We start from the raw sequence: 16913 nt of genomic DNA on the forward strand, positions 1-16913 counted from the left end.
AATGGCTCGGCGAAGCTGATGACGAGCGGCACGGTCAGCGAGGCGTATTCGACATTGCGGAAATGGCCTGAAGCGGTTCGCGGTAGCCACAAATGTCGGTGACGGTTCCCTCGAGCGCAGGATCGGGAAGGCGCGCCGGCAGGTTGCGGACCAGAATCAAAAGCGCCCGGCTTTTGGCCGGGCGCTCTCGGTCCCCACTTCATGGGAAATCAGTCAGGCGCCGCGCATCAAGCAACCGGCGGCGAGCACGACGTAAGCAATGAGAACGATCCACACCGATGCGAGCGGGATAAATGCAAGAACGCCAAGCGCGGCGAGAATGCCGATGATGGCGATAACCAGGGAAATGATGAAAACGATCTGAGTAGGCGCGCTGAGATTCATGTCTGGGCTCCTCCAACATGATTCGGACAGCGTCATGGTAACAGGCGCGTGATCACACACCAATCATGACACGCAGCGGGTTGGCCGGATCGGCCAGCAGTTTCACCGCCAGCGCCACGCAGACGACCACCAGTAGCGGCTTGATCAGCCTGGCGCCGACGCGCATGGCGAGGCTGGCACCGAGGCGGGCGCCGAGGAACTGAGCAACGCCCATCATCAAGCCGATCTTCCAGGAGATGACGCCGACAGCGGCGAAGACGATGAAGCCGCCGATATTGGAGGCCAAGTTGAGCAGCTTGGTGTGGGCCGTCGCCTTGAGCACGCCGTAGCCGGCAAGGGCGACGAAGGCGAGCATGTAGAAGGAACCGGCGCCGGGACCGAACAGGCCATCATAGAAGCCGATTGCCGGCACCAGGGTCAGCCCAAACAGGAAAGGCGAAAGGCGCTCGGCGCGGTCGACGTCGTTCATGTTGGGCTTGAGCGCGAAATAGAGCGCGATGGCGATCAGCACCAGCGGCAGCAGCGCACGCAGCAGATCGGCTGGAACGATGGTGGCCAGCAAGGCGCCAACGACACCCCCGGCGCCCGCCAGCAGCGCCGACGGCAATTGCCGGCGCAGGTCGACATGGCCCTTGGAGGCATAGTGGATTGTCGCCGATCCGGAACCGAACATGCCTTGCAGCTTGTTGGTTCCAAGCGCCTCGACCGGTGAGAATCCGGCAAGCAGCAGCGCGGGGATGGTGATCAGCCCGCCGCCGCCGGCAATCGAATCGACAAAGCCCGCGGCAAAGGCGGCGACGGCGAGCATGGCGATTGTCTGGGCGGTGAGATCGATCATCTGATACGCTGGTCGGCGGGATAAGGGCGTTCGACCACGACCGCCCTGTTTGCGCAAGGCCGATTCCGCGCTACGTCTATCCAAGCGCATCGCGCTTGCATCTCTATTGTGTGTCGCTAACCAGGAAAGAAGCCCTGATGGCATTCGCATTGCTGAACCAGATACGCTCCATCTTCGATGGCGACCCGGGTGTGCGCAAGGTCGCGGACGATCCGGTCCTATCGGCGGAGCTTCTGATGCTGTTCCGCATGATCCTGGCCGACGGTACGGTCAGCGAGAGCGAGATGGTCGCCTTCCGGCGTATCTGCAAGGATGCCTTCGGCATTGCGGAGACCAGCATCGACAGCGTCATCGAATATCTCAACGAGTTCGGCTACGAGACCAACGGCTCGCAGGCGATTGCGCTGTTCCGCGATCTCGATGTCGAACGCCGCAAGCAATTGGCGCAGCATATGGCGGAGATCGCCAAGGCGGATTCGCAACTGGCCGAGAGCGAGGTGCGCCTGCTGCGCCGCACGCTCGACCTGCTCGACATCAGCCCGGTCGATGTGGTGAAGCCGGAATAGGCTCGCCGCCAGTTCAGCCTTGTTCCTGCATTCGTTTCGCGATTGCCCTGTGCAGGTCCGGCGCCGCCATGACCAGCGCCCTGGCGGCCTCGGATTGCGGGTGACCCAGCACCTCGCTCGTCTTGCCGCGCTCGACGATCTTGCCTTCATGCATGATTAGCACCTCGTCCGTGATGGCGCGGGCGACGGTCAGGTCGTGGGTGATGAAGAGATAGGCGATGCCGAGTTTCTGGTTCAGTTCGGCGAACAGATCGAGGATCTGGGCACGGATCGAGACATCCAGCGCCGAGACCGGCTCGTCGGCGACGACCAGCTTGGGTCGGGTGATGATGGCGCGGGCGATAGACAGGCGCTGGCGCTGGCCGCCGGAAAATTCGTGCGGATATTTGTCCATGTCGCGCTGGTCGAGGCCAACCTCATGCAGTGCATGCGCCACCATTTCGCGGCGCTCGGCACGCGTCGGCTTCTTGTCGAGCACATGCAAGGGTTCGGCGACCAGTTTTTCGACCTTCTGACGCGGATCGAAGGAGCCGTAAGGATCCTGGAAGACGACCTGCATGTCGCGCCGGGCGGGCTTCAAGTCGGCTTCGCTCTTGCCGGTGACGGTTTCGCTGCGAAACCGGATCGTGCCCGAATTCGGCTTGTCCAGCGCCAGGATCATGCGAGCAAGCGTTGACTTGCCGCAGCCGGAGCGGCCGACCAGCGCCACCGACTGGCCCGGTGTTATCGACAGCGAAACATCGTCGACGGCGCGGATGGCGGGTGCGCGCCGGAACAGCGAGGTGCGGCGGCCGGGGTAATCGCGGGTCACGCTTTCGACCTGGAGCAAGGGGTTGCCCGGGTTCGTGCCATGCGACCTGGGCCGCGCCGGCACATGCATGGAGGCCTGCGCCAGCTGGCGCGTGTAGGGATGGAGTTGTTCGGACAGCGTGCGCACCGTGTCGCCGGCCTCCATCACCTCGCCGCGCCGCAGGATGGTGATGCGGTCGGCCATTTCGGTCACGACGGCGAGGTCGTGCGAGATCAAAAGCAGGCCCATACGGTTCTCCGCGACGAGGTCGCGCAAGAGGTCTAGGATCTGCGCCTGCAGCACCACGTCGAGCGCGGTCGTCGGTTCGTCGGCGATCAGCAGCTTCGGCTTCAGCGCGCAGGCGATGGCAATGACGACGCGCTGGCGCTGGCCGCCGGACAGTTCATGCGGATAGCGCGACAGCGGGAATTTTGCCGAGGGCAGGCCGACCCGATCGAGCATTTGGCGCGCCCGCTCCTCAGCCGCCGCGCGCGTGGCCCTGGTGTGCCAGCGTATGCCTTCGGCGACCTGTTCGCCGATGGTCTTGACCGGGTTGAGCGCCGTCATCGGCTCCTGGAACACCATGCCGGTGTCGTCGCCGCGCAGGGCGCACATCTGGTCCTCGGTGGCAGTGAGGATATCGATCCCGTCGAATGTGACGCGCCCGGTGGCGCGCGCGGCATAAGGCAAAAGCCGCATCACCGTCAGCGCGGTCATCGACTTGCCGGAGCCGGATTCGCCGACCAGCCCCATCACCTCGCCAGGCGCGACGGAAAGCTCCACGTCTTTCAGGATCTGCGTGTTGCCGATGGTCAGCGACAGGTTCTCGATGTCGAGCAGGCTCATCGCTGCCGCCGCGATTTCGGGTCGAGAATGTCGGCGATGCCATCGCCCAAGAGGTTCAGGCCGAGCACGGTGATCACGATCGCCATGCCGGGAAAGATCGCCATCCACGGCGCCACCACCATGCGGGTCTGGGCGTCGAACAGCATGCGGCCCCAGCTCGGCATTGGCGGCTGCGCCCCGAGGCCGAGATAGGAAAGCCCGGCCTCGGCCAGGATGCCCAGCGCGAACTGGATGGTGCCTTGCACCAGGAGCAGTGTGGCGATGTTGGGCAGCACATGTTCGATCGATATCTGCGTGCTGCTTTTTCCCGCGGCGCGCGCGGCAAAGATGAATTCGCGCGGCCAGATCGCAAGCGCGCCGGCGCGGGCGACGCGGGCGAAAACCGGGATGTTGAAGATGCCGATGGCGATGATGGCGTTGACGGCGCCCGGCCCGAAAATCGCCGTGATCATGATCGCCGACAGCAGTGCGGGAAAGGCGAAGACCAGATCGTTGACGCGCATCAGCGCCTCGTCGACGAGGCCGCCGCGCGCCGCGGCAAAGGCGCCGAGCGGCACGCCGACGCCCATGCCGATGCCGACCGCGACCAGCGCCACGGCGATCGAATTGCGGGCGCCGACCATGATCATCGACAGGATGTCGCGGCCGAAATGGTCGGTGCCGAACCAATGCGCCGGCGAGGGGCCTTGCGTCTTGTCGGCGATGACCAGCTTCGTCACATCGTACGGCGTCCAGACATAGGAGACGATTGCCATTACCAGGATGAGCAAGGTGATGACGAAGCCGGTGACGAAAGCGGTGTTCCGGAATGCCTTGGCCAGGATGCTGCCGAACGATTCTTCAGGGATGTCGATATGCAGTGTCATCGCCGGCTTCTCAGGCGCGGATCGACGACCGCATAGGAAAGGTCGACGACGAGGTTGACGGCAATGACGGCGGCGACCAGCAGCATGACAACGCTTTCGACAACGATCAGGTCGCGCTGGGTAATGGCCTGGAATACCAGCCGGCCGAGGCCGGGAAGATAAAAGACATTCTCGATGATGATGGTGCCGGCGAGCAGGAAGGCGAATTGCAGGCCGAGGATGGTCAGCACCGGGATCATGGCGTTGCGCAGTGCATGCCGCCACAGCACGGCACGGTAGGGCAGGCCCTTGGCACGGGCGGTGCGGATATAGTCCTCGTTCAGCACCTCGATCAGCGCCGAGCGGGTAACGCGCGCCAGGATTGCCGCCTGTGGCAAGGCGAGCGCTACAGCCGGCAGAAGCAGGGATTTAAGCGCGGGCCAGACGCCGGCTCCCCAGCCGGAAAAGCCGCCGGCGGGCACCAGCCGCAGCCAGACCGCGAAGACATAAATGAGCATCAGCGCGAACCAGAAATTGGGCACGGCGACGCCGAGCTGTGCCGCGCCCATGGCAATCGTGTCACCGGCCCGGCCGCGCCGGCTGGCGGAAAACAGGCCGACCGGTATGGCGATGATGGTGGAGAGTGCAAGCGCGATCAACGCCAACGGCAGCGAGACGGCCAACCGTTCACGGACGAGATCGATGACCGGCACCGAATAGGTATAGGAGCGGCCGAAGTCGAGGTTGAGCAGACCGCCGACCCAGTGCAGGTAGCGCCAGATCAGCGGCGCATTGAGCCCCATCTGGTTGCGCAGGAGTTCCACCTGGTCGGCGCTGGCGTTCATGCCCAGCATCAGCCGCGCCGGGTCGCCCGGCAGGATCTCCAGCACGGCGAAGACTACGATGGAAGCCAGCGCTAGTGTGACTACGGAGATGGCGAGGCGCTTGAGGAGGTAGGCGGTCATGGGAGCTCGACGCCGGCGTGGTCATTCACGGGCGAAGCAGGAGCAAAGCTCCGTCGCGCCGCGTCGCTTCGCTCCCTGCTTCGCCCTGGGATGACGAAACACCTCAGTCGCTCCACTTCACCTTGGTCAGGTCATTGGCGGGAATTGGCGCGTTTTCCCACAACCCTTGCAGCTTGGCGTCCCAGACCCCGACCTTGGGCAGTTCATAGAGGAAGCCGACCACCGCATCGTCGGCCAGTATCGTTTGCGCTTGCGCATACAATTCCTTGCGCTTGGCCTCGTCGGGGGTCAGCTCGAGATCGGCGATGACCTTGTTGAAGGCGGGGTTGTCGTAATTGAAGTAGTAGTCCTTGCGTGCGTAGATATCGATGTCGTTCGGCTCGGTATGGGAGACGATGGTCAGGTCGTAGTCCTTCTTGGTGAACACCTGGTCCAGCCACTGCGCCCACTCGACGGGAATGATCTCGAGGTTGATGCCGACGTCGCGGAGCTGAGAGGCGATGATCTCGCCGCCGAGCCGCGCATAGGAGGTCGGCGGCAGCTTCAACGTGGCCTTGAAGCCGTTCTCCAGCCCCGCTTCCTTCAGCAGTTCCTTGGCCTTGGCCACGTCGTGCGGATAGCGGCCGGTGAGGTCGACATAGTATTTGTTGGCCGGCGACATATGCGAGCCGATCGGCAGGCCGAGCCCGGCCGAGGCGCCGTCGATGATTGCCTTGCGGTCGAGCGCGTAGGAGATCGCCTGCCTTACCTGCAATTTGTCGAAGGGCGGCTTCTTGTTGTTGATGGACAGTATGGTCTCGCCCTCGGTCGCGCCGACCACCACCTTGAAGCGCGGATCATCCTTGATCTGCGCGACGCTGTCGGGATCGAAGAAGGGGAAAGCCTGTATGTCGCCGGAAAGCAGCGCCGGCACCGCGGCGGCGGCATCGGGAACGACGCGGAACTCGACCTTTTCGAGGAAGACGGGAGCGCCCCAGTAATGATCTGATTTCACCAGGGTGATCGACGAACCCTTGGCCCAGCTGTCGAACTTGAAGGGGCCGGTGCCAATGGGCTTTTCCTTGTTGGTGTCGGCGGATTTCGGCGACACCATCACCGCATCGCCCCAGCCCATATTGTAGAGGAACGAGCCCTGCGGGTGGGCGAGCGTAACCTTGACAGTGGCAGGGTCGACTACTTCGACCTTGTCGATGGCGGCAAAGAGCTGTTTTTGCGCATTGATGGAATTTTCAGCGCGCGCACGCTCGAGCGAGAATTTTGCGTCTTCGGCGCTGAAATCGGTGCCGTCGTGGAATTTGACGCCAGTGTGCAGCTTGAAAGTGTAGACCTTGCCGTCATCGGAAATCGTCCAGCTCTCGGCGAGATCCGGCAGAACCTCCCCATTGGGGCCGATCCGGGTCAGGCCCTCGAACACATTGGCGTAGGTGACCTCCCGGATTGCCGCGGCCGCTCCCGCCGTCGGGTCGAGATGCGGGGGTTCGAGGGGAATGCCGATGACGAGATCGGTCCGGGCGGCAGACGCCGAAGCGGCGCTTGCGAACGCCAGAACGGCAGCGGCCAGAAGGGTTCTCCAAAATTTCATCGCTGAACTCCCCATGTGCTCAAATGCTCAAGCCTAAAGCGCGTCGCGTTGAAACGGATCCGTGCAATGCGCTTCAGGTCCTTGTTTTTATGCATATCGTTTTCCCAGAACCGAGGTCACTTTTGGGCGACATGCATCAGGGATAGAAGCGTGATTTCGCGCGGGAGTAAATTGCGTTTCGTGCTGTCGCGCCGCGCCAGGAGAAATGTTTTTGCGTCGTCGGCCGATCATCCGGCCGTGCCGCGCAGCAGCACGTTGAGGCCGATCGCCATCACCTTGGCCGATTCCACCATGTCCGAAATCCCGACCCATTCGTCCGGCCGGTGGGCGAGGTCGAGAATGCCGGGTCCGTAGGCGATGCAGTTGTAGAGATGGCCGATGCGGGCAATGTGCTTCTGGTCGTAGGTGCCGGGCGAGATGACATAGTCCGGCTCGCGGTCGAAGATCGCGTGAATGCCTTGCGCCACCGCCTTGACCACCGGCGCGTCGCGCTCGGTCATCAACGGCAGCACTTCCATCAGGTCGCGGATCTCGTAATCGAACTTTTTGCGCTCGCGCTTCAGCCGCTCGAGAATGCCGGTCACTTCGCCCTTCACCGTAGCAAGGTCTTCCTCGAGCAGGAAGCGGCGGTCGATGGTCAGCCGGCAGGAATCGGGCACGTTGGGCGAGGGCAAGCCGGGCCGGAAATCCTCGGTCTGGCCGCCATGGATGGAGTTGATGTTCATGGTCGAACGTTTCGCACCCTCGGGCACGACCGGCATGCGCGTCATCTTGCGGTCGAGCGCGGGGAACAGTTCGTCCTCGAAGGCCCTGAGCACGGCGCCCATATGGCGCACCGCATTGTCGCCGAGAAACGGCATCGAACCATGCGCGATCTCGCCCTTGGTCTCGATCTCGGCCCACCAGACGCCGCGATGGCCAAGGCAGATGCGGTCCTTGTTCAACGGCTCGGGAATGATGACGTGGTCGACCCTGGGCTTGGAGAAATAGCCCAGGCTGGCGAGATGGGCGACGCCGCCGAAGCCGCCGGACTCTTCGTCGACGGTGCCGGATATTTCGATGGCCCCGGGAAAATCGGGATAGACGTCCATGAACGCTTCGGCGGCGATGATCGACGCAGCCAGGCCGCCCTTCATGTCGCAGGCGCCGCGTCCATAGACCCTGCCGTCCTTGATGATGCCGGCAAAGGGATCGACGGTCCAGCCGTCGCCGGCCTCGACCACGTCTATATGCGAATTGAAGTGGACGCAGGCGCCGGGCGAGCGACCGTCGAAACGGGCCACGACATTGACGCGCGGGTAGCGATCGGTGTCGCCCGGCGCGCCTTCGGCGCGGATGAATTCGGTTTCGAAACCACGCTTCCTCAGCCGCGCGCCAAGATATTCGGCGCATGGACGGTAGGCTTCGCCGGGCGGATTTATGGTCGGAAAGCGGATCAGGTCGGCGGTCAGCGCGACGACATCGTTGCGCCTGTCATCGATTGCTCGCAGGAGTCTTTCATTCATTGGCAGAGTTGAGCAGCGATTGGTGATGCATTGCAAGCCCGCCGGCGATCAGGTCCGTGCGACGTGTCGCTGCGGCAACTATCGCGGGAAATCGTTCAAATTCGCTGCTTCGAATTGGCGAATTGATCAAGGAGTGTGTGCTATCCCGTTCACCTGCCGTTAAAAAGATGAAAAACATCGTGAGGGCAGACGGATAAGGGCAATCAAAGGGGTTTGGTCGCATGAAGAAGTCTTTTCTTGTCGCAGCAGCGATGCTGATGACCGCGCTGTTTGGTGCGCCGGCCGCAAGCCACGCGGCCATGTTGGAAGCGAATATCGACGTGTCGTCGCAAACGATGACGGTCAGATATGGCCTGCAGGTTTACCGGTGGACCGTGTCCACCGCACGGCCCGGTTATTTCACGCCACGCGGCACCTACCGGCCGCAGCGGACCGCCCGGATGTGGTATTCGAAAAAGTATCATATGTCGCCGATGCCTTATTCCGTATTCTTCCATGGCGGCTATGCCATCCACGGAACCGGCGCTGTCAGGCAACTCGGTCGTCCAGCGTCGCATGGCTGCGTGCGGCTGCACACGGCCAATGCCGCAACCTTCTATTCGATGGTGCGGGAAGTGGGCTTCGGCAACACGCGCATTGTCGTCACCAATTAAGTGGCAAAGACCGAAACGACACGATGCTGGGCGCGTTCCTGGCGGTTTCCGGCCGCAATCGTTGCAGGAATATCGCATTGGCACGGAAAAAATTGCCGCTGCGTTATTTCGGTCCAGCTAATATTTCTATGAGCAGCCGGTGGTGGTAATAGAGAACCCATCGGGAAACTCATGAGGGGCGTGATGTATCGATTTATTCTTGGTGTGGCGATTGCCGCAACCGCCACGTCGGCTTTCGCGGCCGACGCCGTCGCTCCGATCGTCATGGATCAGGAGGTCGCCGCGCCGCATATTTCCGGTTATGTTGAGGCTTACCTCGGCGGATTGTATGTGACCGTCCCAGGTGACCATGCGTCCGCTACGACCGCAGGCGGTACGGGTCGCGTGAATTTCCCAATCGACTCCCGCTGGAACGTCCAGACCGACGCGTTCATCGATTCTCTTTGGGTGCAAGGCCAGAATTTTTACGGATATGGCGGCGCCGTTCACGGCTACTGGCGCGATCCGAGCTCATACGCGCTTGGCGGATTCGCCACGATTACCGGGTATGGCGGCGACAATTTCAGTGGGGAGCACATCTACAATTTTACGGTCGGCCCAGAAGCCCAAGCCTATTTCGGCAATGTGACACTCTACGGCCAAGTTGACTATGGACAGTTGCGGGCCAGCGGTTCGTCCGAACATCTGGACACCTGGGGCGGTCGTGGCGTGGTGCGCTATTTCGCTCAAGACAACCTTCGCTTCGATGGCGAACTCGGCTATTCCACGATCTCGCTAGGTGGCGAGCATCTCAATACCGTAACCGGGGCGCTGCAGGCCATGTACCGGTTTTCCGGGACGCCGCTTTCGGTGTTTGGCCGCTATCAACTGGATCATCTGTCCGCCGGCGGCATAAGCGAGAACATCCACAAATATGTGATTGGCGTGCGTGCGAGCTTCGGTTCCGACACGTTGCTGGACGAAGACCGCAACGGCGCCACGATGGATACCTATCGGCCGAATATTATCCTGCCGTTCGGGGGGTGAACGGCCCCCAGAAGATATAGAGCCAGGTACATGCAGTAGAAAAGCCGCGGGGAGAACCTCCGCGGCTTTTTCCTTTACTTCGTCTAGAGCGGTTTAGCGTTTGATGGAATCGCCCAGCCGCTCTAACTCTTTGTTTTTATACAATTCCGGATGGAAAACCGTTGCACGCTTTTCCTGGAATTGCTCCAAAGGCTCCTCGTTACGGAGTCATGCGACGCGCTTTAGCTGACTTCCTTTGCCTGTCGGCGCCGGTTGCGCCGCCAGTTGCTGATCTCCCACCTTTTGTGGAACCACATCCATTGGCCGGGATCCTCGCGCACCCAGCGCTCGACCACGTCGTTCAGCATCTGGGTGGTGGCGGGCACGTCGACGCTGCCATCGGCGGCGCGCGGCAAGACCAGCTTGTCCTCGATCTCGAGCCGAAAGCGGTTGCCCGGCAATCTGATGCAGCGCGCCGGATAGACGTCGCAGTCATAGTGGCGTGCAAGGGTGCCGAGCACGCGGTTGCTCTGGCAGGGGCGGCCGAAGAAGGTCGTATCCACGCCGTTGGAGAATTTCTGGTCGACCAGGACACCGATATTGCCGCCGTTTTCAAGGACGCCGGCAAGAGCGAACGAGGCGCCGGCCATCGACGGCAGCAGCGATCCCATGGTCGAGCGGCGCGTCGAGAGGATGTAATCGGCCAGGTAAGGGTTGTTGGGCGGGCGAAACAGCGCGGTGATGTTCATGCCGAAGGTTGCCGCCGCCACCGGCAGCAGTTCGAAATTGCCGAGATGGCCGGTGAAGACGATGTGCGGCCGTTTTTCAGCGGCGATCTCGACGAAATGCTCTATGCCCTTGACCTCGACGCGGCCAGGCTTGGTTGCCGCGGGGTCATAGTCGAACAGGGCATCGAGGAAAATGTATTCGGCGGCGAGGCGGGCCATGTTGCCCCACATATCGGAGGCGATGGCTTGGACTTCGTCCTCGCTCTTTTCCGGATAGGCCTTGCGCAGATTGTCGACGGCGACCTGGTGGCGGCCGACCCGGGGACCAATGAGGCGCGCGACCCGATCGGCGAAATTCAGCGCGCTGTCGGCCGGCAGCAAGCGAAGCATCGACATGATGATCATCGCCGCGCGGGCAACCAGCCAGTAGTTCAGCTGGCGCAGCTGCCTGCCGTAGCGAAATTTGAGATCGCGGCGAAACTTCTTGAGCACCGAGGTCAAAGCCTTAGGCGACGCGCAGGATGATCTTGCCGAAGACGTCGCGGCCTTCCATGCGTTTCAGCGCGGCACCGATGTCGTCGAAGCCGACTTCGGTGTCGATGACAGGTGCTACCTGTCCCGCCGCCATCTTCTGCATGGCATTCGCCATGTTCTCCATGCGGCAGCCGAAGGAGCCGAGCAGCTTCAGTTGCTGCTGGAAGAGCTGCATCAGGTTGATCTGCGTCGACACGCCCGAGGTCGAGCCGCAGGTCACCAGCCGGCCGCCGCGCTTCAGGCACAGCATCGAACCGGCGAAGGTGTCGGCGCCGACATGTTCGAAGACGACGTCGACGCCCTTCTTTTTGGTCAGCTTGCGCACGACGCCTTCGAAACGGTCGTCGCGGTAGTTGATGACATGGTCGGCGCCGAGCGCCTTGGCCTTGTCGATCTTGTCGTTGGAGCCCACCGTGGTGATGATGGTGCAGCCCATCCGCTTGGCCAGCTGGATCGCCGCCGAGCCGATGCCGGAGCCGCCGGCATGGACGAGAATGGTTTCGCCGGGCTGCAGCCTGGCATTGTCGAACAGCATGTGCTCGACGGTGCCGAAGGTGACAGGTGCCACCGCGGCGCCAATGTCGCTCACGCCGGGCGGGGCGGGGACCAGCAAGCGCGCCGGCAGGTTGATCTTTTCCTGCGCGAAGCCGTCGAGATGGAAGCCATGGACGCCGGAAACATGTTCGCAGAGATTGTCGCGGCCTTCGCGGCAGGCCCGGCAAAGGCCGCAGGTGCGGGCGCCGTAGATCGACACCAATTGTCCAGGCTGCAGGCTGGAAACGCCGGGGCCGACCGCCTCGACCTCGCCGGAGGCCTCGGCGCCGACGACCAGCGGCAGCTTGCGCTTGGCGAAGGCCATGCCGCGCCAGCCCCAGACGTCGATGTGGTTCAGCGCCACGGCCTTGATGCGCAGCGTGACTTCGCCGAGTGCGGGTGGCGGCGGGGGCGGCAGGTCCACCGTTTCAAGACGGCGGTCCTCGATAAGTTGCAATGCGCGCATTGGGCCTGTCGGTTCTGTTCTAAAGCGCTTCGCGCTCTAGTTCTTGGTTTTATGCATGTCGCTATCGCAAAACCGAGGTCACTGTTGGGCGACATGCATTGGCTGAAAAAGGTCGCTTAGACCGGTTCCCGCGCCATGACAAGGCAAGTGTTCTGGCCGCCGAAACCGAAGGAGTTCGACAGAACGGTGCGAACCTGCGCATTGCGCTTCTTGTTCGGCACCACGTCGAGCACGATCGCCGGGTCGGGATTGTCGTAATTGATGGTCGGCGGAATGACGCTTTCGCGCATCGTCATCAGCGAGAACGCCGCCTCGACGGCACCCGCCGCCGACAGCGTGTGACCAATCATCGACTTGTTCGACGAAACCGGCATCGAGCCGATCCGCTCGCCGAATACGGTCGACAGTGCCAGATGTTCCATCTTGTCGTTTTCGGGGGTCGACGTGCCGTGGGCGTTGACATAGTCGATCTCGTCTTCACTCAGGCCGGCATCGGCGAGGGCGGCGCGAACCGCGGCGATGGCGGGCGAAGCGTCCGGCTTCGAGCGGGTGCGATGGAAGTCGTCGGCCTTCTCGCCGCAACCGCTAAGGACGCCGAGAATGGTCGCGCCGCGAGCCAATGCCGCCTCAAGCGATTCCAACACCAGCGCCCCGGATCCCTCGGCCAATACGAAGCCGTCGCGATCCCTGGAGAAAGGCTTCGATGCCTTTTCGGGAATGTCGTTGTGCGTGGAGAGTGCCGAAAGCAGTGAGAAGCGGATCAATGCCTCGGCGGTGGCAGAACCGTCCGCGCCGATCGATAGCGCACGGTCGCATTCGCCGCGTCGGATCGCCTCGACACCAAGCTGGATCGCGGTGGCACCTGAAGCGCAAGCCGTCGACAGGGTGATCGGCAGACCGCGTGTGCCAAGACGGTCGGCAAGGCGGTCGGCGATCGAACCGAACTGGGTGGTCTCGAAGATATCCAGCTCTTTCAGGCTACGCGCCACCCGAAGCAGTCTTTCGGCGGCGGTGTCATCCTTGTCCTTGTCAGAATTGTAGAGCGAGAAGCGCTCGGCCCAGTCGAGTTCGACCGGCGGCGATGCGAGGAAAAGCGGTCCGCCGAAGTCGCTGGAATCAAGGCCGGCTTCGGTCACCGCTTCGAGGCCGGCAAGCTCCGCCAGCTCATAGGTAAGCGGGCTGGCACCTTTCGAACTCGACGGCAGGAAATCGACCATGCCGGAGATGCGGGTGTTCAGTTGATCGATAGGAAAGCGGGTGATCGGGTGGATGCCCGACGTGCCGGAGGTCAACGCCGCCCAATTGTCGGTCTTGCCGACGCCAAGCGAGGTGACCACGCCGATGCCGGTGACGGCGACGATTGGCCTGCCCATGTGATCGTTCAGATTGGCCATCCGGGAGCCCTCGAGCGTTTATCGTTGCAGCATGGATCGCGAGCGCCGCGTTATGCGGCGTTGACCAGCGCCATGCCCTCGAATTGGTGATAGCCGATCGCCGTTGCAAGGACACTTGCGGGAATGCCTTCAAACGGCTTCTCGGCTGCGGCATCGAAAACAGGGTAAGCGGCCTTGCGTTCCACGGCGAGTGCCGCCAGCGCCACCGCGAAAGGAAACTGTGCTTCCTTCATGTGGCCGGTCAGCGTCGAGAAGCCGCGTGTGGCAATCGCCGGATTAGCATCGAGCACAGCCTTCTCGGCGGTGGTTGCGGCATGCGCGCCCGAGGCGCCCGAAAGCGCCAGCAGCTTGCCGCTTGGCAGCGCCGCCTGGCTGAGCAGCAAGGCGATCTCGGTGTCGAGTTCCCCGCGCGATCGCCTGGCGCGGCCTGAGACGACTGGGCCGAGCTCGGCATAAATCTTGCGCCCGCGACTGATGGCGTGTTCGTGCTGCTCCAGCACCAGGAAGGCACCGCCGGATCCAGTAACGACGCCGCCGCCCTCAGCGCCCTGTCTTTGCCACACAGGTTTCCAGGGGCCGCGATGCAAATAGCCGGCAAGCTCGTAACCGAGCAGCATGTCGGAATGTTCGGTCTGGAAGGCGCCGCCGACCAGGATGTGCGTCGACTGGCCGGAGCGAATGCGCGCGGCGGCCGTTTCGACGGCGGCGACGCCGGCACCTTCCTCGCCCATGAAGGTGCGCGACGAGCCCGTCACCTTGTGGACGATGGAGATGTTGCCGGCGAGCAGATTGGAAAGCTGCGCCAAAAACAGGGTCGGCCGCAACTCGGTGGTCAGCTTCTCATTGAGCAGCACGTCGCGGTCGTTACGGCTCTCGGATGCGGCGAGAATGGCGGCATCGACCGCCTCGTCGCGCTCGCCGCCGCCGGCGGCGACAACCATGTCCATGGTCGTGCAAAGTTCGTCATTGCCCTTGATACCGGCGTCGTCGAGCGCAAGCCCGGCTACATAGGTGCCGAGCCGCTGCCATGTTTCCATCTGCCGCTGGTCGCCGCGCTTGGCGATCTGCAGGTTCCAGTCGATTTCCGGCAGCGGATGGACGGTGTAGGGCGCGAACCGCGCCGCTTCGAGCACCGGCTGCAGGCCCGGCTGCGCCAGTTTCTGCCAGTGGGCGTCAGGGCCTTCTCCCAGCGAGGAGACTAGGCCGATACCAGTGATGACGACGTCGCGGGGGCTGCTCATGGGCGGCTTTGTGGGTCAGGCGGCAGAGCGCGTCAAGGTCGCGCGCTCAACTGACGTCAGGCGGTCTTGGCGGCGACCAGCGCGTCGATCTTGGCGCAGAGGTTCTTCATGACGAAGTAATCGTCGGTCGAAGCCTTGCCGTCATTGACTTCCTGGGTCCACTTTTCCAGCGGCACCTTGATGCCGAATTCCTTGTCGATAGCGAAGACGATGTCGAGGAAATCGAGGCTGTCGATGCCCAGATCGTCGATCGTGTGGCTCTCGGGTGTAATCGTGTCGATGTCGATCTCGCTGGTGTCGGCAATGATCTTGGCGACTTTGTCGAACGTGGTGGAGTTCGTGGTAGACAAGGGGCTTTTCCTTCTTTGCGGGCGGAATCTGTCCGCATCTTGTTTGGGCGCTGTCTAATCGGTTTTTCCCGGCAGGAAAAGGCCTGATAAGCCGGGCGCAGATGGGAAGCCGCCCCAAGAAACGCAAGAAGGGCCGCCGGTCAACCCGGCGGCCCTTCCCATTACGTTACGTCAGCCATTTTTCTCGATGCATGTCGTTGTCCCAAAACCGGAACCACTTTTGGGCGACGTACATCAGCTGTCGCGGAGCTTGACCAGGTCGTTCAACAGTCCACCCGTTCCGTTGTGGACGGTCAGCCGCTCGACCTTGCCGGCGATGGTTTCCAGAGCCTCGAGCTCCTTCAACCGCAGCATCACCGGGTTCTCCGCCATTACCTTGGCCGTGTTGAGGAGCGAACGCGTGGCGTTCGTCTCCTCGCGGCGGCGGATGACGTTGGCCTCGGCCTGCTTTTCGGCCGACACCACCTGGTTGAGGATCTCGCGCATCTCGCCCGGCAGGATGACATCCTTGAGCGCGATATCGCTGACCTCGACACCGATCCCGGCCATGTCGGCACGGACCTTGGCCGCGGCTTCCTCATCGACCGTCACCTTCTTTTCAAGGATCTGGTCGAGCGTCAGTGCGCCCAGCGTCTTGCGGAAGGCGTACTGGAGGGCGCGGTAGAGGGCTTCGGAGAAGTCCTTCACAGCGCTCACCGCCTTGACCGGGTCGACGACCCGGTATTCGGCTGCGATGTTGACGCGGATCGTCACCCGATCCTTGGTCAGCACTTCCTGCCCGGCGACATCAAGCGACTGGCGCTTGAGGTCGACGACCTTCACCTGCACCATGCGCCCGACGCTCCAGAACGCATGCACGCCGGCGGCGAGCGTGCGCACCAGCACACCGTCGACGAACAGCAGTCCGGCCTGACCATCGACGATCGGGTGGACGGACATCAGTTCCGCCTTCCGGGCCTGGCCAAGCCGGCGCATGAGCGCCGGGTCGATGGCGAGATCGACCGACGTGTCGACCAGTGTCACCTTCCACGGACCGGCATCCGTCCACAGCACAAGCTTGCGGTCCGGGGCCAGCACGGCATGCAGATTGCCGTCATGCTCGATAACGGCGACATCCGTGCGTCCGGTGCGAACGACGGTGAAATGACGCGCGGCCACATCCGGGAGCTTGTCGAACAACGCCTTCTCGTATGCCGAAACGAATTCCTGGTTCTTCAGATCGTGCCGCGACACTTCCAGGCTTCCGCCCCGGTTGGCGAGCCAATGCTCGCCCGGCAGCAGGACAGCCTGGATCTCCCCCTTGTAGAGGGTGAGGGCACGTTCGTTTTCCTTTACGAGGACGCGCTCGCGTCCAAGAACCTGATCGAGAATAGTCATTGTCTTACTCCTGTCGGGCATGGCCCCATGCGAGGCGTCACGTCATGCGTCGATCTTCCCTTCGTTTCTCGTTTCCAATCGTCTTCTCGGTCCCGGCACGAATGATCCGGGGACCGGTGGCATCAAATCGCGGCGGGCCTTCGGGAGCGGATCGCGGGGCAGGGACGCGGGCGCTGGAGGCCAAAGCCTCCCTTGCCGGCGACACTGCGCCTTGATCATCACCGCGTGCCTGGCCGCGAGCCGATGGCGTCAGATCTGTCGAGCCGGCCGTCGCCCGAGGGCTTGTGCCGTCCGTCAGGTCTTCAGCATT

The 16913-nt window shown here is 62.7% G+C and carries 16 protein-coding genes; 3 read left to right on the plus strand and 13 right to left on the minus strand.

Annotation, left to right across the window (positions count from 1 at the left end; genetic code table 11):
* Positions 1–213 precede the first annotated feature (213 nt).
* Entirely contained in the window at positions 214–384 is a 171-nt protein-coding gene (locus tag EB233_RS17190; protein WP_081293942.1) for a hypothetical protein, read from the minus strand.
* Between the two features lie 52 nt (positions 385–436).
* Positions 437–1222 (minus strand): TSUP family transporter, encoded by a 786-nt coding sequence (locus EB233_RS17195; RefSeq protein WP_064988371.1) that lies wholly within the window; start codon positions 1220–1222, stop codon positions 437–439.
* A 137-nt stretch (positions 1223–1359) separates the two neighbouring features.
* Between EB233_RS17195 and EB233_RS17200 the strand changes: the two genes are divergently transcribed.
* Positions 1360–1788, plus strand: coding sequence for a TerB family tellurite resistance protein (locus EB233_RS17200; protein ID WP_064988372.1), 429 nt, complete (start codon positions 1360–1362; stop codon positions 1786–1788).
* 13 nt (positions 1789–1801) lie between these two features.
* Here the strand turns inward: EB233_RS17200 and EB233_RS17205 are convergent, their stop codons facing one another.
* The 5 genes from EB233_RS17205 to EB233_RS17225 form a co-directional block, all read right to left on the minus strand.
* Positions 1802–3424, minus strand: a complete 1623-nt coding sequence (locus EB233_RS17205) for an ABC transporter ATP-binding protein (RefSeq protein ID WP_064988373.1) — start codon at positions 3422–3424, stop codon at positions 1802–1804.
* Positions 3421–4290, minus strand: a complete 870-nt coding sequence (locus EB233_RS17210) for an ABC transporter permease (protein ID WP_064988374.1) — start codon at positions 4288–4290, stop codon at positions 3421–3423. The genes EB233_RS17205 and EB233_RS17210 overlap by 4 nt, the downstream gene beginning before the upstream one ends.
* Positions 4287–5234: an ABC transporter permease gene (locus EB233_RS17215; protein WP_064988375.1), complete on the minus strand. Its 948-nt coding sequence runs from the start codon at positions 5232–5234 to the stop codon at positions 4287–4289. The genes EB233_RS17210 and EB233_RS17215 overlap by 4 nt, the downstream gene beginning before the upstream one ends.
* 103 nt (positions 5235–5337) lie before the next feature.
* Positions 5338–6816, minus strand: coding sequence for an ABC transporter substrate-binding protein (locus EB233_RS17220; protein ID WP_064988376.1), 1479 nt, complete (start codon positions 6814–6816; stop codon positions 5338–5340).
* 227 nt (positions 6817–7043) lie between these two features.
* The gene (locus tag EB233_RS17225) at positions 7044–8321 is read right to left on the minus strand and encodes an acetylornithine deacetylase/succinyl-diaminopimelate desuccinylase family protein (RefSeq protein ID WP_064988377.1); all 1278 of its coding nucleotides are present in this window, start codon (positions 8319–8321) and stop codon (positions 7044–7046) included.
* A gap of 221 nt (positions 8322–8542) precedes the next feature.
* On the opposite strand from EB233_RS17225, the gene EB233_RS17230 reads away from it, so the two are divergent.
* A complete protein-coding gene (locus tag EB233_RS17230; protein ID WP_027051380.1) occupies positions 8543–8974 on the plus strand; it encodes a L,D-transpeptidase in 432 nt (143 codons plus the stop codon).
* 183 nt (positions 8975–9157) lie between these two features.
* Complete coding sequence (locus tag EB233_RS17235) at positions 9158–10000, plus strand: hypothetical protein (RefSeq protein ID WP_064988378.1); 843 nt, start codon at positions 9158–9160, stop codon at positions 9998–10000.
* A 221-nt stretch (positions 10001–10221) separates the two neighbouring features.
* On the opposite strand, the gene EB233_RS17240 is transcribed toward EB233_RS17235, so the two are convergent.
* The 6 genes from EB233_RS17240 to EB233_RS17265 all read right to left on the minus strand — a co-directional run bounded on the left by EB233_RS17240 (position 10222) and on the right by EB233_RS17265 (position 16603).
* Entirely contained in the window at positions 10222–11199 is a 978-nt protein-coding gene (locus EB233_RS17240) for a lipid A biosynthesis lauroyl acyltransferase (protein ID WP_064988815.1), read from the minus strand.
* A gap of 13 nt (positions 11200–11212) precedes the next feature.
* Positions 11213–12241, minus strand: coding sequence for a zinc-binding dehydrogenase (locus EB233_RS17245; RefSeq protein WP_064988379.1), 1029 nt, complete (start codon positions 12239–12241; stop codon positions 11213–11215).
* A gap of 116 nt (positions 12242–12357) precedes the next feature.
* Positions 12358–13635 carry a beta-ketoacyl-ACP synthase gene (locus tag EB233_RS17250; protein ID WP_064988380.1) on the minus strand — a complete coding sequence of 426 codons (1278 nt, stop codon included), beginning with the start codon at positions 13633–13635 and terminating at the stop codon, positions 12358–12360.
* A gap of 50 nt (positions 13636–13685) precedes the next feature.
* The gene (locus EB233_RS17255) at positions 13686–14876 is read right to left on the minus strand and encodes a beta-ketoacyl-ACP synthase (protein WP_064988381.1); all 1191 of its coding nucleotides are present in this window, start codon (positions 14874–14876) and stop codon (positions 13686–13688) included.
* A gap of 56 nt (positions 14877–14932) precedes the next feature.
* The gene (locus tag EB233_RS17260; RefSeq protein ID WP_027029416.1) at positions 14933–15226 is read right to left on the minus strand and encodes an acyl carrier protein; all 294 of its coding nucleotides are present in this window, start codon (positions 15224–15226) and stop codon (positions 14933–14935) included.
* A 234-nt stretch (positions 15227–15460) separates the two neighbouring features.
* On the minus strand, positions 15461–16603 hold the full coding sequence (locus EB233_RS17265; protein ID WP_064988382.1) for a slipin family protein: 1143 nt from the start codon (positions 16601–16603) through the stop codon (positions 15461–15463).
* Positions 16604–16913: the final 310 nt, after the last annotated feature.

The organism is Mesorhizobium erdmanii (genome assembly GCF_013170725.1).
In the GTDB taxonomy this organism is placed as follows: Bacteria; Pseudomonadota; Alphaproteobacteria; order Rhizobiales; family Rhizobiaceae; genus Mesorhizobium; species Mesorhizobium erdmanii.

Bases quoted from the DNA above. Each gene is read 5' to 3' on its own strand.
- EB233_RS17245 (WP_064988379.1), bottom strand. From the start codon at position 12,241: ATGCGCGCATTGCAACTTATCGAGGACCGCCGTCTTGAAACGGTGGAC.
- EB233_RS17210 (WP_064988374.1), bottom strand. From the start codon at position 4,290: ATGACACTGCATATCGACATCCCTGAAGAATCGTTCGGCAGCATCCTG.
- EB233_RS17230 (WP_027051380.1), top strand. From the start codon at position 8,543: ATGAAGAAGTCTTTTCTTGTCGCAGCAGCGATGCTGATGACCGCGCTG.
- EB233_RS17190 (WP_081293942.1), bottom strand. From the start codon at position 384: ATGAATCTCAGCGCGCCTACTCAGATCGTTTTCATCATTTCCCTGGTT.
- EB233_RS17205 (WP_064988373.1), bottom strand. From the start codon at position 3,424: ATGAGCCTGCTCGACATCGAGAACCTGTCGCTGACCATCGGCAACACG.
- EB233_RS17200 (WP_064988372.1), top strand. From the start codon at position 1,360: ATGGCATTCGCATTGCTGAACCAGATACGCTCCATCTTCGATGGCGAC.
- EB233_RS17195 (WP_064988371.1), bottom strand. From the start codon at position 1,222: ATGATCGATCTCACCGCCCAGACAATCGCCATGCTCGCCGTCGCCGCC.
- EB233_RS17220 (WP_064988376.1), bottom strand. From the start codon at position 6,816: ATGAAATTTTGGAGAACCCTTCTGGCCGCTGCCGTTCTGGCGTTCGCA.
- EB233_RS17235 (WP_064988378.1), top strand. From the start codon at position 9,158: ATGTATCGATTTATTCTTGGTGTGGCGATTGCCGCAACCGCCACGTCG.
- EB233_RS17265 (WP_064988382.1), bottom strand. From the start codon at position 16,603: ATGACTATTCTCGATCAGGTTCTTGGACGCGAGCGCGTCCTCGTAAAG.
- EB233_RS17225 (WP_064988377.1), bottom strand. From the start codon at position 8,321: ATGAATGAAAGACTCCTGCGAGCAATCGATGACAGGCGCAACGATGTC.
- EB233_RS17250 (WP_064988380.1), bottom strand. From the start codon at position 13,635: ATGGCCAATCTGAACGATCACATGGGCAGGCCAATCGTCGCCGTCACC.
- EB233_RS17255 (WP_064988381.1), bottom strand. From the start codon at position 14,876: ATGAGCAGCCCCCGCGACGTCGTCATCACTGGTATCGGCCTAGTCTCC.
- EB233_RS17215 (WP_064988375.1), bottom strand. From the start codon at position 5,234: ATGACCGCCTACCTCCTCAAGCGCCTCGCCATCTCCGTAGTCACACTA.